The sequence below is a fragment of the Plantactinospora veratri genome (assembly GCF_036421995.1).
Classification (GTDB): domain Bacteria; phylum Actinomycetota; class Actinomycetes; order Mycobacteriales; family Micromonosporaceae; genus Plantactinospora; species Plantactinospora veratri.
In genome coordinates, this window is record NZ_JAZGQL010000007.1 from 155,258 (window position 1) to 169,892 (window position 14,635).

General features: G+C 68.0%; 13 protein-coding genes and 1 tRNA gene. 8 read left to right on the forward strand and 6 right to left on the reverse strand.

Going from position 1 to position 14,635, the window contains the following annotated elements; genetic code table 11:
• The first annotated feature begins 397 nt into the window (after positions 1-397).
• Genes V1634_RS11410 through V1634_RS11435 form a run of 6 tightly spaced genes read left to right on the forward strand, consistent with a single transcriptional unit; the run spans position 398 to position 6,187 of the window.
• Entirely contained in the window at positions 398-1,840 is a 1,443-nt protein-coding gene (locus tag V1634_RS11410) for a B12-binding domain-containing radical SAM protein (RefSeq protein ID WP_331207733.1), read from the forward strand.
• 4 nt (positions 1,841-1,844) lie between these two features.
• Complete coding sequence (locus V1634_RS11415; RefSeq protein WP_331207734.1) at positions 1,845-2,429, forward strand: ATP-binding protein; 585 nt, start codon at positions 1,845-1,847, stop codon at positions 2,427-2,429.
• Positions 2,430-2,461: 32 nt separating this feature from the next.
• Positions 2,462-3,031 carry a class IV adenylate cyclase gene (locus tag V1634_RS11420; protein WP_331207735.1) on the forward strand — a complete coding sequence of 190 codons (570 nt, stop codon included), beginning with the start codon at positions 2,462-2,464 and terminating at the stop codon, positions 3,029-3,031.
• Positions 3,032-3,043: 12 nt separating this feature from the next.
• Positions 3,044-4,531, forward strand: a complete 1,488-nt coding sequence (locus tag V1634_RS11425; RefSeq protein WP_331207736.1) for a toll/interleukin-1 receptor domain-containing protein — start codon at positions 3,044-3,046, stop codon at positions 4,529-4,531.
• A gap of 7 nt (positions 4,532-4,538) precedes the next feature.
• A complete protein-coding gene (locus V1634_RS11430) occupies positions 4,539-5,468 on the forward strand; it encodes a radical SAM protein (protein ID WP_331207737.1) in 930 nt (309 codons plus the stop codon).
• Positions 5,465-6,187, forward strand: coding sequence for an HD domain-containing protein (locus V1634_RS11435; protein WP_331207738.1), 723 nt, complete (start codon positions 5,465-5,467; stop codon positions 6,185-6,187). The genes V1634_RS11430 and V1634_RS11435 overlap by 4 nt, the downstream gene beginning before the upstream one ends.
• A gap of 601 nt (positions 6,188-6,788) precedes the next feature.
• Here the strand turns inward: V1634_RS11435 and V1634_RS11440 are convergent.
• Positions 6,789-6,865, reverse strand: a tRNA-Pro gene (locus V1634_RS11440).
• 99 nt (positions 6,866-6,964) lie between these two features.
• Positions 6,965-7,858, reverse strand: a complete 894-nt coding sequence (locus tag V1634_RS11445) for a metallophosphoesterase (RefSeq protein WP_331207739.1) — start codon at positions 7,856-7,858, stop codon at positions 6,965-6,967.
• 25 nt (positions 7,859-7,883) lie between these two features.
• Between V1634_RS11445 and V1634_RS11450 the strand changes: the two genes are divergently transcribed.
• On the forward strand, positions 7,884-8,342 hold the full coding sequence (locus V1634_RS11450) for a GatB/YqeY domain-containing protein (protein WP_331207740.1): 459 nt from the start codon (positions 7,884-7,886) through the stop codon (positions 8,340-8,342).
• 67 nt (positions 8,343-8,409) lie between these two features.
• On the opposite strand, the gene V1634_RS11455 is transcribed toward V1634_RS11450, so the two are convergent.
• Complete coding sequence (locus V1634_RS11455) at positions 8,410-10,824, reverse strand: transglycosylase domain-containing protein (RefSeq protein WP_331207875.1); 2,415 nt, start codon at positions 10,822-10,824, stop codon at positions 8,410-8,412.
• 408 nt (positions 10,825-11,232) lie between these two features.
• On the opposite strand from V1634_RS11455, the gene V1634_RS11460 reads away from it, so the two are divergent.
• Entirely contained in the window at positions 11,233-11,529 is a 297-nt protein-coding gene (locus tag V1634_RS11460) for a WhiB family transcriptional regulator (protein WP_101369108.1), read from the forward strand.
• Here V1634_RS11460 and V1634_RS11465 read toward each other — a convergent pair.
• The 3 genes from V1634_RS11465 to V1634_RS11475 form a co-directional block, all read right to left on the reverse strand.
• Positions 11,516-12,664 (reverse strand): ArsA family ATPase, encoded by a 1,149-nt coding sequence (locus V1634_RS11465; RefSeq protein WP_407951756.1) that lies wholly within the window; start codon positions 12,662-12,664, stop codon positions 11,516-11,518. The genes V1634_RS11460 and V1634_RS11465 overlap by 14 nt on opposite strands.
• 131 nt (positions 12,665-12,795) lie before the next feature.
• Complete coding sequence (locus V1634_RS11470) at positions 12,796-13,755, reverse strand: ArsA-related P-loop ATPase (RefSeq protein ID WP_331207876.1); 960 nt, start codon at positions 13,753-13,755, stop codon at positions 12,796-12,798.
• 72 nt (positions 13,756-13,827) lie between these two features.
• Entirely contained in the window at positions 13,828-14,478 is a 651-nt protein-coding gene (locus V1634_RS11475) for an Rv0361 family membrane protein (protein ID WP_331207742.1), read from the reverse strand.
• Positions 14,479-14,635: the final 157 nt, after the last annotated feature.

Sequence of the window (14,635 nt, forward strand, 5' to 3'; positions counted from 1 at the left end):
TTGACCGGCGGCGATCAGTGATCGGGCAGAAGTACCCCTGTCGCAGGCGGGACTTGCCGATGTTCAATATCATCACCAGTAGCGAATCGGTTGACTTCCACTCCCGGCGGCGCAGGCAGGTGGGTCTGATCAGGCGGTGGATGGGGACGATCAACCAGCCGTCGCCGACGGTGCAGGGAAGTAGTTCGTATTCTCCGCTCCGCGTCAGGGCATTTCGGATGGTGCTCTTGACCGCAACGCGGATCGACACCTATCCCGCAGTGTGGCATCCTGCTACTGCGGACCGGGGGGACTGCCGCAGCGGAGTGTACGACTAGGGGTCAGGGCTGCGACGGCACGGCGGATGTGGCCGGGGCGTTCGAAGATCTATTCTCGGGTAGTAGGGTGGCGGGGCTTCATGATGTCCGGCGAACGGGTCGTGCTCTTCTCCGACATTCGCGGCCGAGAGGGATACGCAAAGACTTTTTTCCCGCTCTCCACGCTGGCCGTCGCCACGGTCCTGCGGGCCCACGGCCTGACCGTCACGATCGTTGACGCTCAGGTCGACGAGGACTGGCCCGCTACTCTCCGGGGAGAGTTGTCGCGGTGCCTCTTTTTCGGCATCTCCGCGCTGACTGGACCATCGTTGAGCGCGGCGTTGGACGCGGTGACGCTGGCGCGCGACGTCGCGCCGGAACTACCCATCGTCTGGGGTGGCTACCACGCCACCCACAACTACCGGGCAATTTTCGGCGAAGGGTTGGCGGACTACATCGTCAGAGGTGTGGGCGAGGAGGCGGCTGTCCGGTTGGCCGAAGCATTACGGACAACCGCGTCAGGGTGTCGCGAAAAGTTGCTCGACAGCATTCCAAGTCTCGTCCGCCGGCGCAACGGTGAATTGTGGGTCAATCCGCAGCGCAAGCTCGGCAGCATGCGCGACATCCCGCCGTTGGACTACACACTCCTTGACGTGGAGGCGTATCTTGCCGAGAACGGGCGGGTCCTGCACACGATAACAAGTTATGGCTGCCCGCACGGGTGCTCGTTTTGCGTGGAGCCGACCCAGAGCCTGCGGAGATGGCGGGGGAGAGACCCTCGTCGGGTAGTCGACCAGTTCGAGCAACTCGTTCGTACGTACCGGCCCCGGGTGTTGAGCCTGCACGATCCCAACTTCTCCTCCAGTCCACAGCGAGTCGCCGATATCGCTTCCGAGATACTGCGGCGTGGTCTACGGTGCTCCATCTTGTGTGACATGCGGGCGCGGGACGTGCTGAGACTCGCCGAACTGACGGATCTGCGGCGCCTGCGGGAAGCGGGTTTCGACAGCGTCTTTCTAGGGCTGGAGTCCGGTTCCGACCGCATGCTCACGTTGCTGCGGAAGGGATCGACCGCGCAGGACGCGATCGACGCGTGCGTGCTTCTCGACCAAGCAGGCATCACGACGCTGGCAAGCTTCATGCACGACATTCCAGGGGAGACAGCCGAGGACAGCGAACAGACGTTCGAGCTGCTCGATATCATCGGCGCACTCCGACAGAACCGGCAGCGTCACCACTTCTTCACCCCGTACCCGGCGACGCCGCTATTCGACCAGCTCGCGGCGGAGGACCACGCCCTCGGGACGAGGACTCAGCGGCAATGGGCCGAGACCGGCACGTACTGGGGTAGCAGCATCTGGCCTGGGCGCGCGCAGTTCCGGCGGCAGGTGATCGACCGGCTTCGACGGTTAGGTGAGAAGTTTCCGTGGGCGATCGACGCCAGTGGTCTTCCGCAACTGGAGACGCCGGCCACTGCATACGCGGCGCCGCAGGGGTCGGCACGTGCCGGAGGAACCGGACGGGAATTTCAGGGGAGGGGATGACGAAATGCGCGTGGCCTTCACCGGATCGAGTTCGACGGGAAAGTCGACCCTCGCTGCGGCTCTGATGAAAGTTGAATCGTTTCGGTGTTTGGCGCCGCGCTATCTGCCGAGCGAGGGAAAGGAGATCCTCAGCGAGTTCGGTTTCACCGGCTTGGACTCAATGACGCAGGACCAGACCGCGTTTTATGAACTTGCCTACTTTGCTCGAAAGGTCGGTCGCGAGGTCGACGTCGACTCCTTTCTCACCGACCGCTCGTTCGTTGACGTCGCAGCCTACTGGCTCGAACGTGACGCGGCCGGCCGCGGTGCGTACATCGAGTCGTTGCTCGTGGAGCCCTGCCGACGACTGGCCCACAACTACGACCTGCACTTCGTGCTGCCCATGGGGATGATCCCCTTCGAGGAGGATGGGCGCAGGTCGTCCGACGGTGAGTTCCATGCCAGGATCGACGCTCGCATCCGTCGCCTGCTCGACCAATGGGGCATCGCCCACGTCGAGGTGACCGAGGCGGAACTTCCTGGGCGCGTCGAAATCGTCCTCAAGGCCCTAGGCCAGCAGGGTACTGACGTGCCGCCAGAGATTAGCTAGCGGAGTAATGGGACACTCAAGGAGGATTCATAGTGGAGTTGGAGTTTCGGTTCCGTCTATCCGGTGACGAGTTTGCCCGGTGCGTGGAAAAGTTCGACTGGTCGCCGCCAATGCGAGTCTGTGACCTGACGCTCGGTCCGTCGGGGGCCACGTCCATGCAGACGCACGGCTGGGTGATCCGGCTGCGGCAGACGCCGGGACGGACGCGGATGGAGTACAAGGCGCCCACGAACCCTGACTGGTCGGCTTGGAAAGAAATCGGCACGGACGTCGCGGACTTCGGTGTCACCGCCGAGATACTCCGACTGGCAGGGCTACAGGTAGGACTCCTGCTCGACCGGGTCCGGCGTGTCGCGACGGACGGGCCGGTGACCCTCTCGCTCGACGATGTCAAGGGTCTGGGCCAGTTCGTCGAGATTGAAGTGGAGGCAGACGGCCCCGACGACCGCGACGCCCATCGGGAACTGGAACGAGTGCGGGCAGATCTTGGCCTGCTGGGGCGCGACACAGCTCGGCCGTACGGCGAGATCCTGCTCAACAGACTGGAATCCGAGCCGGACTTCAGGCTGGAGCACGAGCAGATGATCAAAACGGTGCAGTGATCGGCGGCGTCGATGAGCGATCCGAGAATGCCGGCGAACCGCGATCCGGACCGGTACTTCCAGCAGTTGCTGGGACATGAGCCGCTCGACCTCGTTGAGTATCTGTTGGCGCGGTCACGGCTGACCGATGGGCGCTTCGAGGCGCACGAGTTCGGTCGCAACCAGCACTCGTCGGCCTCCGCCGGCGCCCTACTGATGGGGCTGGCTGGCATGCCGGCGGTCCCGGACCGGGTGCTGCACCCACTGGTTCGGGAGGTCGAGGAGTTGGTCGACGACGACGGGATGATTCGCGGGCACGATGCGCATTCCGACGCGCCACCGACGTCGTGGGGGCAGGCCCAGATCCTGCTCGGGCTGCTGATCCGGCCCCGCCTCACCGACCTGCTCGAAGTGAAGATCACGGCGCTGGTCAACCGGCTGGTCGGTGCGCAGGACTCGGACACGGGCGCCTGGCCGCTGCGGCCGGGCGACGAACCGAGAGCCCTGTTCGCCTTCTATCCAGCTCTCTCTCTCGCCCGGCTCTCGACGCTGACCGTGGTCGAGGACAAGCCCATACGGTCCGCGCTGCTGCGGGCGCGTGGATACCTGGCCGAGACCATCGAGGAGGACCGGGACTCCCCGGAGGAGCAACTGCTCGCGCTCCGCGCGCTGGAGGTGATCTCACGGCTCCATCCGGCGCGGTACCACGACGCGGACAAGCTGGCCGAGTTGCGGGTGACCGTGTTGGACCGTCTTTGGCCAGCAGGGGCCGCGATGCGGGTGCAGAACCGGTCGGTCGTCGTCTACCCCCAACCGACGTGGCACGCGATGATCTGGAGGCCTCTGCTCTATCTCGCCGTCCGGGGCACCTCGCCACTCGCGCCGTTGCCCGTACGGCTGGGATACGAACTCGTGACGACCTTCGACCCCGCAGTCAAGGCCTGGCACGGGCCTACCGGCCAGGTGGGGACCGGCGTCTCCTGGGCATCCGCGCTCGCCCTGCTCGCGACCTACCGTCTCGCCCAAGACCTGGTCAGCGCGGGCATCGACGTTCCCGACTGGCTACAGCGGTGCCGGGACCTCGAGTCACAGACCTACGACTTTGACGTGGCTATCTCGTTCTCTGGCGCGGACCGGGAGATCGCGGTCGAGATCAGTGAAAGGATCAAGTCTGCCGGCTACCGGGTCTTCTATGACCGCGATTACCAACACGTACTGCTCGGCGAGGACCTAGCGCAGTACCTCCAGGACACCTACTTCCGACGGAGCCGATTCGTCGTAGCGGTCATCTCCAAGGCCTTTGTCGCATCCAAGTGGGCCGGGAACTGGGAATGGAAGGCAGTCCTCTCCCGGATGCAGGCGCAGAAGGGGGCGTACCTGTTGCCGTACATCGTCGAGAACGTCGAACTCCTTGGGCTCAATCCGACCCTGGGATATGTCGGCGGCGCTCAATTCAGACCGGAGCAGTTCGCCGATCTCGTGGTTCGCAAACTACGGACAAGCCGCCGCCATGACGAGTGACTCCGCCATGGGCCGATACGAGCAGGCGGTGCCCGAGCCGAAGCGACTGGTCGGGCGGCGGGCTCTGCGTTTCTTGCTGACCGACACCTGCAACCTGAGATGCGTCTTCTGCCACAACGAGTTCCAGGGTGACATGGGTAGCCGTCCCAGAGAAACCTGGAACTGGGACCGGGTACGAGCCCTGCTGGCGGACGCGGCCGTTCCTAACCGTCCGCGGGTGAAGATCTCCGGGGGAGAACCGACGCTGCGCTGGTCGACGCTCCTCCAACTGCTTCGTCTCAGCCGAGAGGTCGACGCCCGGGATCTGACGTTGTTCAGCAATCTCACGCTCCTGTCCGAATCCAGGATCGACACATTGCGGGACGCCGGTCTCGACCACGTCGCCGCCAACCTGCCGTCATTCCGGAGCGGGATCTTCGCCAGCCGCACCGCTCAGAGCCGGCAACCGCTCAACCTGGTACTCGAAAATGCCGCCCTATTGCGGTCGGCCGGAATCTCCGTCCAATTCAACTTGGTCGTGCCTCGCCTCGACGACGAGTCCGCCGTCAAGGCCTTCCTCACGGCGGAACTCGCTGCGGCCGACGCCCACTCGGCCACTTGGGACACCATCGCCCTAGTCGCCGACGACTGGTCGCCGAACCCGACCGAGGTGCAGGGCTGGATCCGGCGATGGCTCGGGTGGGAGCGGGGCCTCGTCGAGCGGACCGACCGGCCCTACCGGTCGCACGAGTTCGACTGGGGTGGCCGGCGGGTGCTTGCCAGCCGCTGTACCCGTTGGGGCCGGGAACAGGAGCGGGCGGAGGCCGACGACTACGTGGTCGCGCCTGGGCGAATCCTGCGGGCTCATGTTCGGGGCAGGGCGTACCGCGCCGCGCCCGGCGCCACTGACGGGCAGGAGCCGCCCGGGCCGGCGAGCGGGGGTAGGGTGCCGATGTGATCGGCCAAATGCCCGATGTGGTCATGATTCCCGGTTCCCATTCCGAGGTCGCCCGCCTGACGTCTGAGTTCGTGCGTTCGCGGCTCGGTGGTGAACCGACCGGGCACGACTGGTGGCATGCGCTCCGGGTACGTAAGCTCGCGTGTCACATCGCCCAGGCGGAGGGCGCGGACGCGGAAGTGGTCGAACTCGCGGCACTGCTGCATGACATCGCCGATGCTAAGTTCACCGGTAGCGACGATGACGGACCGCGCGTCGCCGCCGAATGGCTGCGGTCTGTCAACGTCGACGAGGCGGTGGTGGGCGCCGTGTCTGACATAGTCGCGCACATCTCCTTCAAGGGAGCGCTGCTTCCGGACGAACCACTCTCGCCGGAGGGCGCCTGCGTCCGGGACGCCGACCGCCTCGACGCAATGGGTGCGGTCGGAATCGCCCGGACGTTCGCCTATGGCGGATACGTCCGCCGGCCGATCCACGATCCGGAGCAGCCGCCGGTGCTGCACGATTCCGTCGAGTCGTACCGCCGCACCTTGGGCACCACGACCAACCACTTCCACGAAAAGCTTTTATTGCTGCGGGACAGGCTGATCACGCCGACCGGGCGCGCGCTCGGCCGGCGTCGACATCAGGTGATGTTGGATTTCCTGTGCGAGTTCGAAATGGAGTGGGACGGCCGCGACGCGGAGCTGCCTGGACCCCATGCCGACCGAATCACTTGACCAACAGCCGGCGCGGCTAGCTGCACTGACCCATGAGCGTCGTTGACGGTGTGTCGACTTGCACAAGCCAGAGACCTCCGGCGAACGTGTGAGGTTCTCACGCCCATACCAACAATGGTGCTGCCACTGTCCCGTCGTGCACCTGCGCCGGAGGTTTCGACTACGAGGTGTCCAGCCAGGTGAGCTAGTTGGTTGGGGGGTGCCTGCCGTGCCGGAGTGTCGCCCGGGCCCGTGTCGACTGCCCTGGACCGCGCCGACGCCACAGCTGAGCCGACCCGCGCCAAGGTCATGGCCGCTGTCGTGGATCTTGGTGACGTCCGTGGCGGTACGACCGGGAAGCCTTGTCGCGCACCGGCGCCGTACCGGCCAGGCCACGTGGCTATTTGACCCGCCGCCCTCCCTGGTACCTGAGGAAACTCGATGCCGAGAGCAGGCTACCGGCTCTGCCGTGTCGGATTGGCCCACCTCTTGAGTGCCCGGGGGTAGGCCGCTGGCAAGGAAATCTTCAAGATTCCCTCTCGGATCTCTCCCAGAGTTACCCAAGAGACGAGTCAGGCCCGGTATCACTTGTCGTGATACCGGGCCTGACCTGCACTTACTCTGGTCGGGGTGGCCGGATTCGAACCGACGACCTCTTCGTCCCGAACGAAGCGCGCTACCAAGCTGCGCCACACCCCGAGGCGTGCCGAGCAATAGTAGCCCACCCGCCCCGCCGGGCAAATTCGGTATCCCGCCCGGTGCGTCCCGGTCGCACCGGCCTGGCGAACCGGCCGCAGGTCAGCGCGGGATCAGGGTCAACAGCGACGCCTCCGGCCGGCAGGCGAACCGTACCGGGGCGGTGGGGTGGGTGCCGAGACCGGCGGAGACGTGCAGCCAGGCGTCCGTTTCGGGCCAGCGGTGCAGACCCCGGGCCATCGACCGGGGCAGGCCGCAGTTGGTGGTCAGCGCGCCGACCAGCGGGACCCGGACCTGACCGCCGTGGGTGTGACCGGCGAGCAGCAGGGTGAAGCCGTCGGCGGCCATCTCGTCGAGTACCCGGGGCTCGGGCGAGTGGGTGACTCCGATGGCGAGGTCGGCCTCCGCCGGTACCTGGCCGGCGACCGAGGCGTAGTCGTCCCGTTCGATGTGCGGGTCGTCGACGCCGACCAGCTCGATCTGCCGGCCGCCGGCCTTGATCGACGTACGGGCGTTGTTCAGGTCGTGCCAGCCGGCGCCGGCCAGTACCTCCCGGAGATCCTCGGCGGGCAGCTCGACGCCCTGCACGTACTCCCGGTCCGGCAGCAGATAACTGAACGGGTTTTTCCAGACCGGTCCCCGGTAGTCGTTGGAGCCGAAGACGAAGGCACCGGGGTAGTCGAGCATCGGTTGCAGCGCCCGCAGTGCTCCGGGTACCGCGTCGGGGTGTGCCAGGTTGTCCCCGGTCACCACCACCAGATCCGGGTCGGTCGCGGCCAGCGAGGCCACCCAGGCCTGCTTGCGGCGCTGGTCGGGCATCATGTGCAGGTCCGACAGGTGCAGGATGCGCAGCGGCTCGGCGTCGGTGGCGAGCACCGGTACGTCGTACCGGCGCAGTGTGAACATGTTGCGCTCGACGAGCGAGGCGTACGCCAGGGCGCCACCGCCCGCGACGACCGTACCGGCGGCCAACCGGAATACTGTGCGCTTCTGCATGCCGCTCAGGGTAGTTTGACCGTCCATGGGCACCTTGAAGGACCTCCTGACCACGGACATGCGTACCGCGCTGAAGGCTCGGGACGAGCTGACCACCTCGACGCTGCGGATGGCGTTGGCGGCGATCGGCACCGCCGAGGTCGCCGGCAAGGAGAAGCGGGAACTCTCCGATCCCGAGGTGCTGGCGGTGCTGACCAAGGAGGCCAAGAAGCGCCGGGAGGCGGCTGCCGCCTTCGGTGACGCCGGCCGGACCGAGCAGGCGGAGCGGGAGCGTGCCGAGGGCGAGGTGCTCGACCGGTACCTGCCGAAGCAGCTCGCCGACGAGGAGCTGGCGGAGCTGGTCGCGGGGGCGCTGGCCGCCGGTGGGTTCTCCGAGCGCGGTCAGATGGGCCCGGCGATGAAGGCGGCCCAGGCCGCGGTGGCGGGCCGGGCCGAGGGCGGTCGGGTGGCCGCCGAGGTACGCCGGCAGCTCGGCGCCGGCTGACGGCTAACGCGTGACGGGCGGGCATCCCTGGTGGGGGATGCCCGCCCGTCGTCGTGACGCTGTCGGCTCAGCGGCGGCCGGGTGGCCGGGGGCCGCCGGGTCCGGCCGGAGCGTTCGCGCCGGCCGGGGCCTTGCCGTTGCTGACCTCGATGGTCACCGCCCCGCCCTTGATCGTCCGACCCTCGGGGCTGGTGCCGGCCGCGGTGCCGGCGGGGCAGGTCGAGTCGACCTGGCCGCCCAGCTCGGCCTCGAAGCCCGCACCCCTGACCCGGGAGAGGGCGGACTGGACCGGCTGGCACTTGACGTTCGGGATGCTCCGCTGGTCACCATTGACGATCTTGCCGCCTGGCGGGGTGAACTGGACCGCGGGTTTCCCCTTCATCGCGTCCCGGAGCGTCTGGTAGACGGCGTGGTTGACGCCGCCGGGCTCGTTGTGGCCCATGTCCTGGGTGGTCTCGGCCCAGTCCGGGTCGGCGAGGATGCCGGCGACCGCGAGCTGCTTGGTCATCACGACCAGCGAGGCGGTCTTCTCGCCGTCGGTGGTGCCGCTCTTGCCGGCCACCGGCTTGCCGACGATGCCCCGGACGTTCCCGGCGGTACGTCCCTTGCAGCGCGAGGTGGACGAGTTGTCGCCGACCGGGCAGCGCGCCGCGTCCACGGCCGCCCGGGCCACCTCGGTCTTGATCGTCTGCGAGCACTGCGGGTTGGCGATGTCGAGCTTGTTGCCCTCCTGGTCCCGGATCAACTGCACCGGGATCGGCTTGCAGTACTTTCCGTCGGCGGCCAGCGTGGCGTACGCGTTGGCCAGCTCCAGCGGGGTCGTCTGGGAGACACCGAGGGTGAAGGCACCCCAGCCGTTCGCCGCCTGCTTGGTGGCGGCGAAGTTCGCGTCGTTGCTGGCCCGGAACGTGATGCCCATCCGCTTCGCCGCGTCGACCACCTTGGCGGCGCCGACCCGCTCCTGGAGCGGCACGAAGTAGGTGTTCACCGACGACCCGAAGGCGCTCCACATGTTGTGCACGCCGGCCATGCTCTTGCTGGCGTTCTTCGGGCAGTACTTGTTGGTGCCCGCACAGGCGGCCGGGGAGCCCGCCTCGACGATGTACTTCGTCTGCGCGACATCCTTGGCGTTGATGGTGGTCTCCAGCGGGTAGCCGTTCTCCAGCGCCGCCACCACGGTGAAGATCTTGAAGGTCGAGCCGGCCTGGTAACCCGTGATGTCACCACCGCCGGTCAGCAGCGGGTTGGTGGTGTTCGGGTAGGTACCCCGGATCTTCTTTCTCTTCTTCGCCGGGTTCGTGCTGATCTTGTTCTGCGGCTTGTTCGGGTCGTCGAGCTTGTAGTTGCGGTTCACCGCCAGCGCACGGACCCGCCCGGTGCCGGGCTCGACCGCCGCCACCATCATGGCTTCCTTCTTGCCCGTCTTGACGTTGCGCTCGACGGCCTTCTTGGCCGCGTCCTGCGTCTTGGCGTCGAGGGTGGTGACCACGGTGTAGCCGCCGCTCTTGAGCCGCCGCTCCCGGTCGTACTTGGTGCGGCCGAAGGTCTCCTGATCCATCCACCAGCGGTAGAAGAAGTCGCAGAAGAAGCCCCAGTCGTTCTTGCCGACGTCGACGCAGCCGTTCGGGGTGCGCTTGTCCTTGACCACCAGCTTGACGGCCTTGGCCTTCTCGGCCTCCTCCGCCGTGATCGCCTTGGTCTCGACCATCTGGTCGAGGACCCAGTTGCGCCGCTCGACCGCGGCCGGGTAGCCGGCCTTGGTGGTCGGGTCGTTGTCCGACGGTGCCTTGACCATCCCGGCCAGCATCGCCGCCTCTTCGAGCTTCAGGTTCTTCGGGTGCTTGCCGAAGTACACCTGGCTGGCGGCGAAGATGCCGTACGCGCCGTTGCCGAACGGGGCGATGTTGAGGTAGCCCTCCAGGATCTCGTCCTTGCTCAGGTCCGCGTCGAGTTGCAGGGCGTACCGCATCTCGCGCAGCTTCCGAGCGCTGGTGTCCTCAGTGGCCGCCACGACGTCCTGCGGGTGCGTCGCCGAGTAGGCGATGGTGAGCCGGACGTACTGCATGGTGAGCGTGGAGGCACCCTGGGTGGTGACCCCGGCCTGGTTGTTCGCCACGAACGCCCGGGCGACGCCGTTGACGTCGACGCCGTTGTGCTCGTAGAAGCGCTTGTCCTCGGCGGCGACCAGCGCCTGCCCGACGACGGGTGCGACGTCCTTGAGCGGTACGTCGCGACGGTTCTCGTCGTACATGGTGGCGAGCGGGGTCTTGCCGTCAGAGGCGTAGAGGTAGCTGATCTGCGGCGCCTTCTTGACGGTCAGTTCGGTGGGCAGCTTGTCGAACGTCTCCGCGCCGGCCTTGGCGGCCAGCCCGGACATCGCCACTGCGGGGAACGCGGCCGCGGCAACCACCACGCCGGCCAGCAGCCCACAGATCAGCAGCGACGCGGCGTTGGTGAAGACATTGTGGTCACGCTTCCGCATCCAGGTCACCTCGACAGGGTACGTGAATCGACACAGAGGTCGCGCCCTGCGTACTTTCCCCATTTCCTGCGGGCGCTGGCCTCGTTGTGTTAAACGCACGACCCCTGGTGCGCGGTTGCGGGCTCCTTGCTGCCGAGTCTCCTCCCTCCGGGAAGTCTCCGCAGCGTTTTCGCTGATCGCCGCCGGGTAGTCAGGGCCGGATTGCCGGACGAAGGGCCAGGAAATGTCCGGGTTGACGGATTTGGCTGACAACGTTGCGTAATCAGTTGACTACAGAGCATGATGGTCGAGCGAGAGAAACGCATGTCGTCCGTGGTGCCCGGGGGAGGGCGCCACGGGTGGCCGGGGGGTTATCGCCGGCTGACCGGCTCTGGTCGGTAGCGGGACTGCAAGGGGGGACAGGAGCAGATGGGCATGATCACAGATTGGCCCACGTTGGCGGCGTGTCAGAACGGGGATCCTGACGCGCTGTTCGTGCAGGGCGCCGAACAGAACGTGGCGAAGCGGATCTGCCGCAGCTGCCCGGTGCGGTACGAGTGCCTGGCCGACGCGCTCGACAACCGCATCGAGTTCGGCGTGTGGGGTGGCATGACCGAGCGGGAACGCCGGGCGCTGCTGCGTCGTCACCCGCAGGTGGCGAGCTGGCGCAAGATGTTCGAGGCGGCCTTGAAGAACAAGGACAAGGTCCTGGTCAACGCCGGCTGATCGCGGCACCGATCGTGCGCAGCCCGTCGACGTCGTGTACGTCGGCGGGCTGCGCCGTCACCGCCACCGTCGGTACCGCCGGAAAGGCGTCGGTGAAGACCCGGGCGACCCGCCGCTCCCGCGCCGCCTGCTGACTGAGCGCGGCATGCGCCAACAGGGTCTCCACGGTCGCCTCGTGCCCGCCCAGCTCCACCAGCCGCTCCGCCGCGGCCAGGCTCTCGGCGGCGGTCGGCCGCTCCACCACGGGCCGGTGCACCCGGTTGAGCACCAGGCCGGCCAGCGGCATCCGCTCCTGGCTGAGCCGGCCGGCGAAGTACGCCGCCTCCCGGACCGCGTCCGGTTCCGGGACCGCGACCAGCAGGAACGCCGTCTCCCGTGCCTGGAGCACCCGGTACGTCTGCTCGGCGCGCTGCCGGAAGCCGCCGAACATCGAGTCGAGCGCCGCCACGAAACCGGACAGGTCAGTGAGCAACTGGGCGCCGAGCACCTTCTGCACCACCCGGGAGAACATCCCGAACGAGGCGGTGACCAGGCTGAACATGCTCCGACCACCACTGCGGGCCGGAGCCAGCAGCAGTCGCAGCATCCGCCCGTCCAGAAACCGGGAGAGCCGGGCCGGTGCGTCGAGGAAGTCCAGGGCAGAGCGGGACGGCGGGGTGTCGACCACGATCAGGTCCCACTCGTCCCGGGCGTGCAACTGGCCCAGCTTCTCCATCGCCATGTATTCCTGCGTACCGGCGAAGGTGGAACTCATCGCCTGGTAGAACGGGTTGGCGAAGATCTCCGCCGCCTTCGCCGGGTCGGTGTGCGCGAGCACCACGTCGTCGAAGGTCCGCTTCATGTCCAGCATCATGGCGTGCAGCTCGCCGCCGCTGCTCTCGACGTCGATCCCCTTGACCTGCCGTGGGGTGTTGTCCAGCTCACTGAGCCCGAGCGACTGGGCCAGCCGGCGGGCCGGGTCGATGGTCAACACCACCGTACGCCGGCCGTGCCGCTCGGCGGCCCGGAGCGCGAGGGCGGCGGCAGTGGTGGTCTTGCCCACCCCGCCCGAGCCGCAGCAGACCACGATCCGCACGCCGGGATCGGCGAGGATCTGGTCGATGTCCAGCTCCGGTGCTGGGTGATCGGGACGCACCAACCGAGCGTATCGGCACAGTGCCGCGCGGGCGGCGTGGTGCCGCCCAGGTGTGAGTCAATCGGCGCTGAGGTGTAAGGAAGGGCCCCCTGTTATCGCATTCTGTTGTAGAAGGGGCCCTTCCTTACACCTCAGTCGGCGGTGAGCAGGGTGTCGGCGATCAGGTCCAGGCCGGTACGGTCGACGCCTTCGGTCAGCAGCGGCAGCTCCACCAGCGGTAGCCCCAACTCGACCAGGTCGGCCCGGAGCGACTCCTCCAGTTCCCGCCGGATGAGCTGGTCGCGAGCCTCGGCGTGCAGGCCGGCGACGGTCGCCCGGTCGGTCGGCAGGCCGGCGGCGGCCAGCCCTCGGCGCAGCTCGGCCTGGGTGACCTTGCCGGCCAGCAGCGGCGGACGGGTCGCGTTCAGGATCAGCCGCCCGACCGGGATCCGCAGGCTGTTCAGGTCCGCGATCGCGTCGATCGTCTCCTGGACCGGCATCTCCTCCAGCAGCGTGACCACGTGCACGGCGGTCATCGGGGAGCGGAGCAGCGCCGCCACCCCCTCGCTCTGGGTCTTGATCGGGCCGACCTTGGCCAGCCGGGCGGTTTCGGCGGTAACGTTCAGGAACCGACCGATCCGACCGGTCGGCGGGGCGTCCAGCACCACCGCGTCGTACACCCGGCGCTTGTCGGCCGTCCGGGTGGTCGCCTCCTTGACCTTGCCGGTGAGGAGTACGTCCCGCAGCCCCGGTGCGATCGTGGTGGCGAAGTCGATCGCGCCGAGCTTGCGCAGGGCCCGGCCGGCCGCACCGAGCTTGTAGAACATGTCGAGGTACTCGAGGAGCGCCTCCTCGGAGTCGACGGCCAGGGCGCGTACCTCGCCGCCGCCGCGCGGGGTGGCGATCGGCCGCTCCTCGTACGGCAGGGGATCGGTGCCGAAGAGCTGGGCGATGCCCTGCCGGCTCTCCACCTCGACCAGCAGGGTACGGCGACCGCCGCTGGCCAGCGCCAGGGCCAGCGCGGCGGCGACCGTGGTCTTGCCGGTCCCGCCCTTACCGGTGATCACGTGTAACCGGGCCGGCCACCGGGCACTCGCCCGGTCGGCGTCCACCCGGTCGCCCGACTCCTCACCCGCTCGCACCCTCCGAGCCTAACCAGGCCGGAGCCCGGGCAGCCCGGCCGGTCAGATCACGTCACAGACCCACCAGCCGGTCTCCCGTACCACCACGAAGGTCAACTGCTGGTCCACCGACCGCTCGTCGCCGGTGGTCATGGTGAGTTTGGTCGACACCAGGGCCCGTCCCCCGGTCTGCTCGTCGACCTTGGGGGTGGCCCAGCGGAACCGCGCGGTGTCGTACCGCCCGGCGGCCTCCGCCACCTCTTCGATCTTCGCGGCGATCTTCTCGCCGTCCCGGGCGGCCGAGCAGACCAGGCTGCTCGCCCGGTCGGCGTCCCGTTCGCTGTAGACCGCCGTCAGGAACTCGTCCACGGCGACGACCGGATCGGTGGCTCCCTCGCCCCGCTCCGCGCCCCGGAGCACGAGGAAGGCGGTGACCCCGCCGAGTAGGCAGAGCAGCAGCGTCACGGCCAGCGCGATCGACGCGATGACCAGGCCGCGCCGCTTTCTCGTCGGTGCGGCGGGGCCGGGCACCGGATAGCCGGGAGGTGCCGGATGACCGGGTACGGCGGAACCGGGGCCGACCTGCTCGGGGTGCTGGCTGCCCGGACCGGGCTGCCCCGGAATGGGCTGCCCGTGTCCGAACGGACCGTGTCCGGGCACCGCCGACCCGGGCGGCCCGGACATCGGCGGCCCGGACATGGGTGGCCCGGACATGGGTGGGCCGGACATGGGTGGGCCGGACGTGGGTGGGCCGGACGTGGGTGGCGCCGGGGTCGGCGGTGGCCCGTATGGCAGTGGTCCCGCCGGTGCTGTTGGTGCTGTCGGGGCGGCGGTCGGCTGCGGCGGTGTCTCCGGGGGATCCGGGAGGACC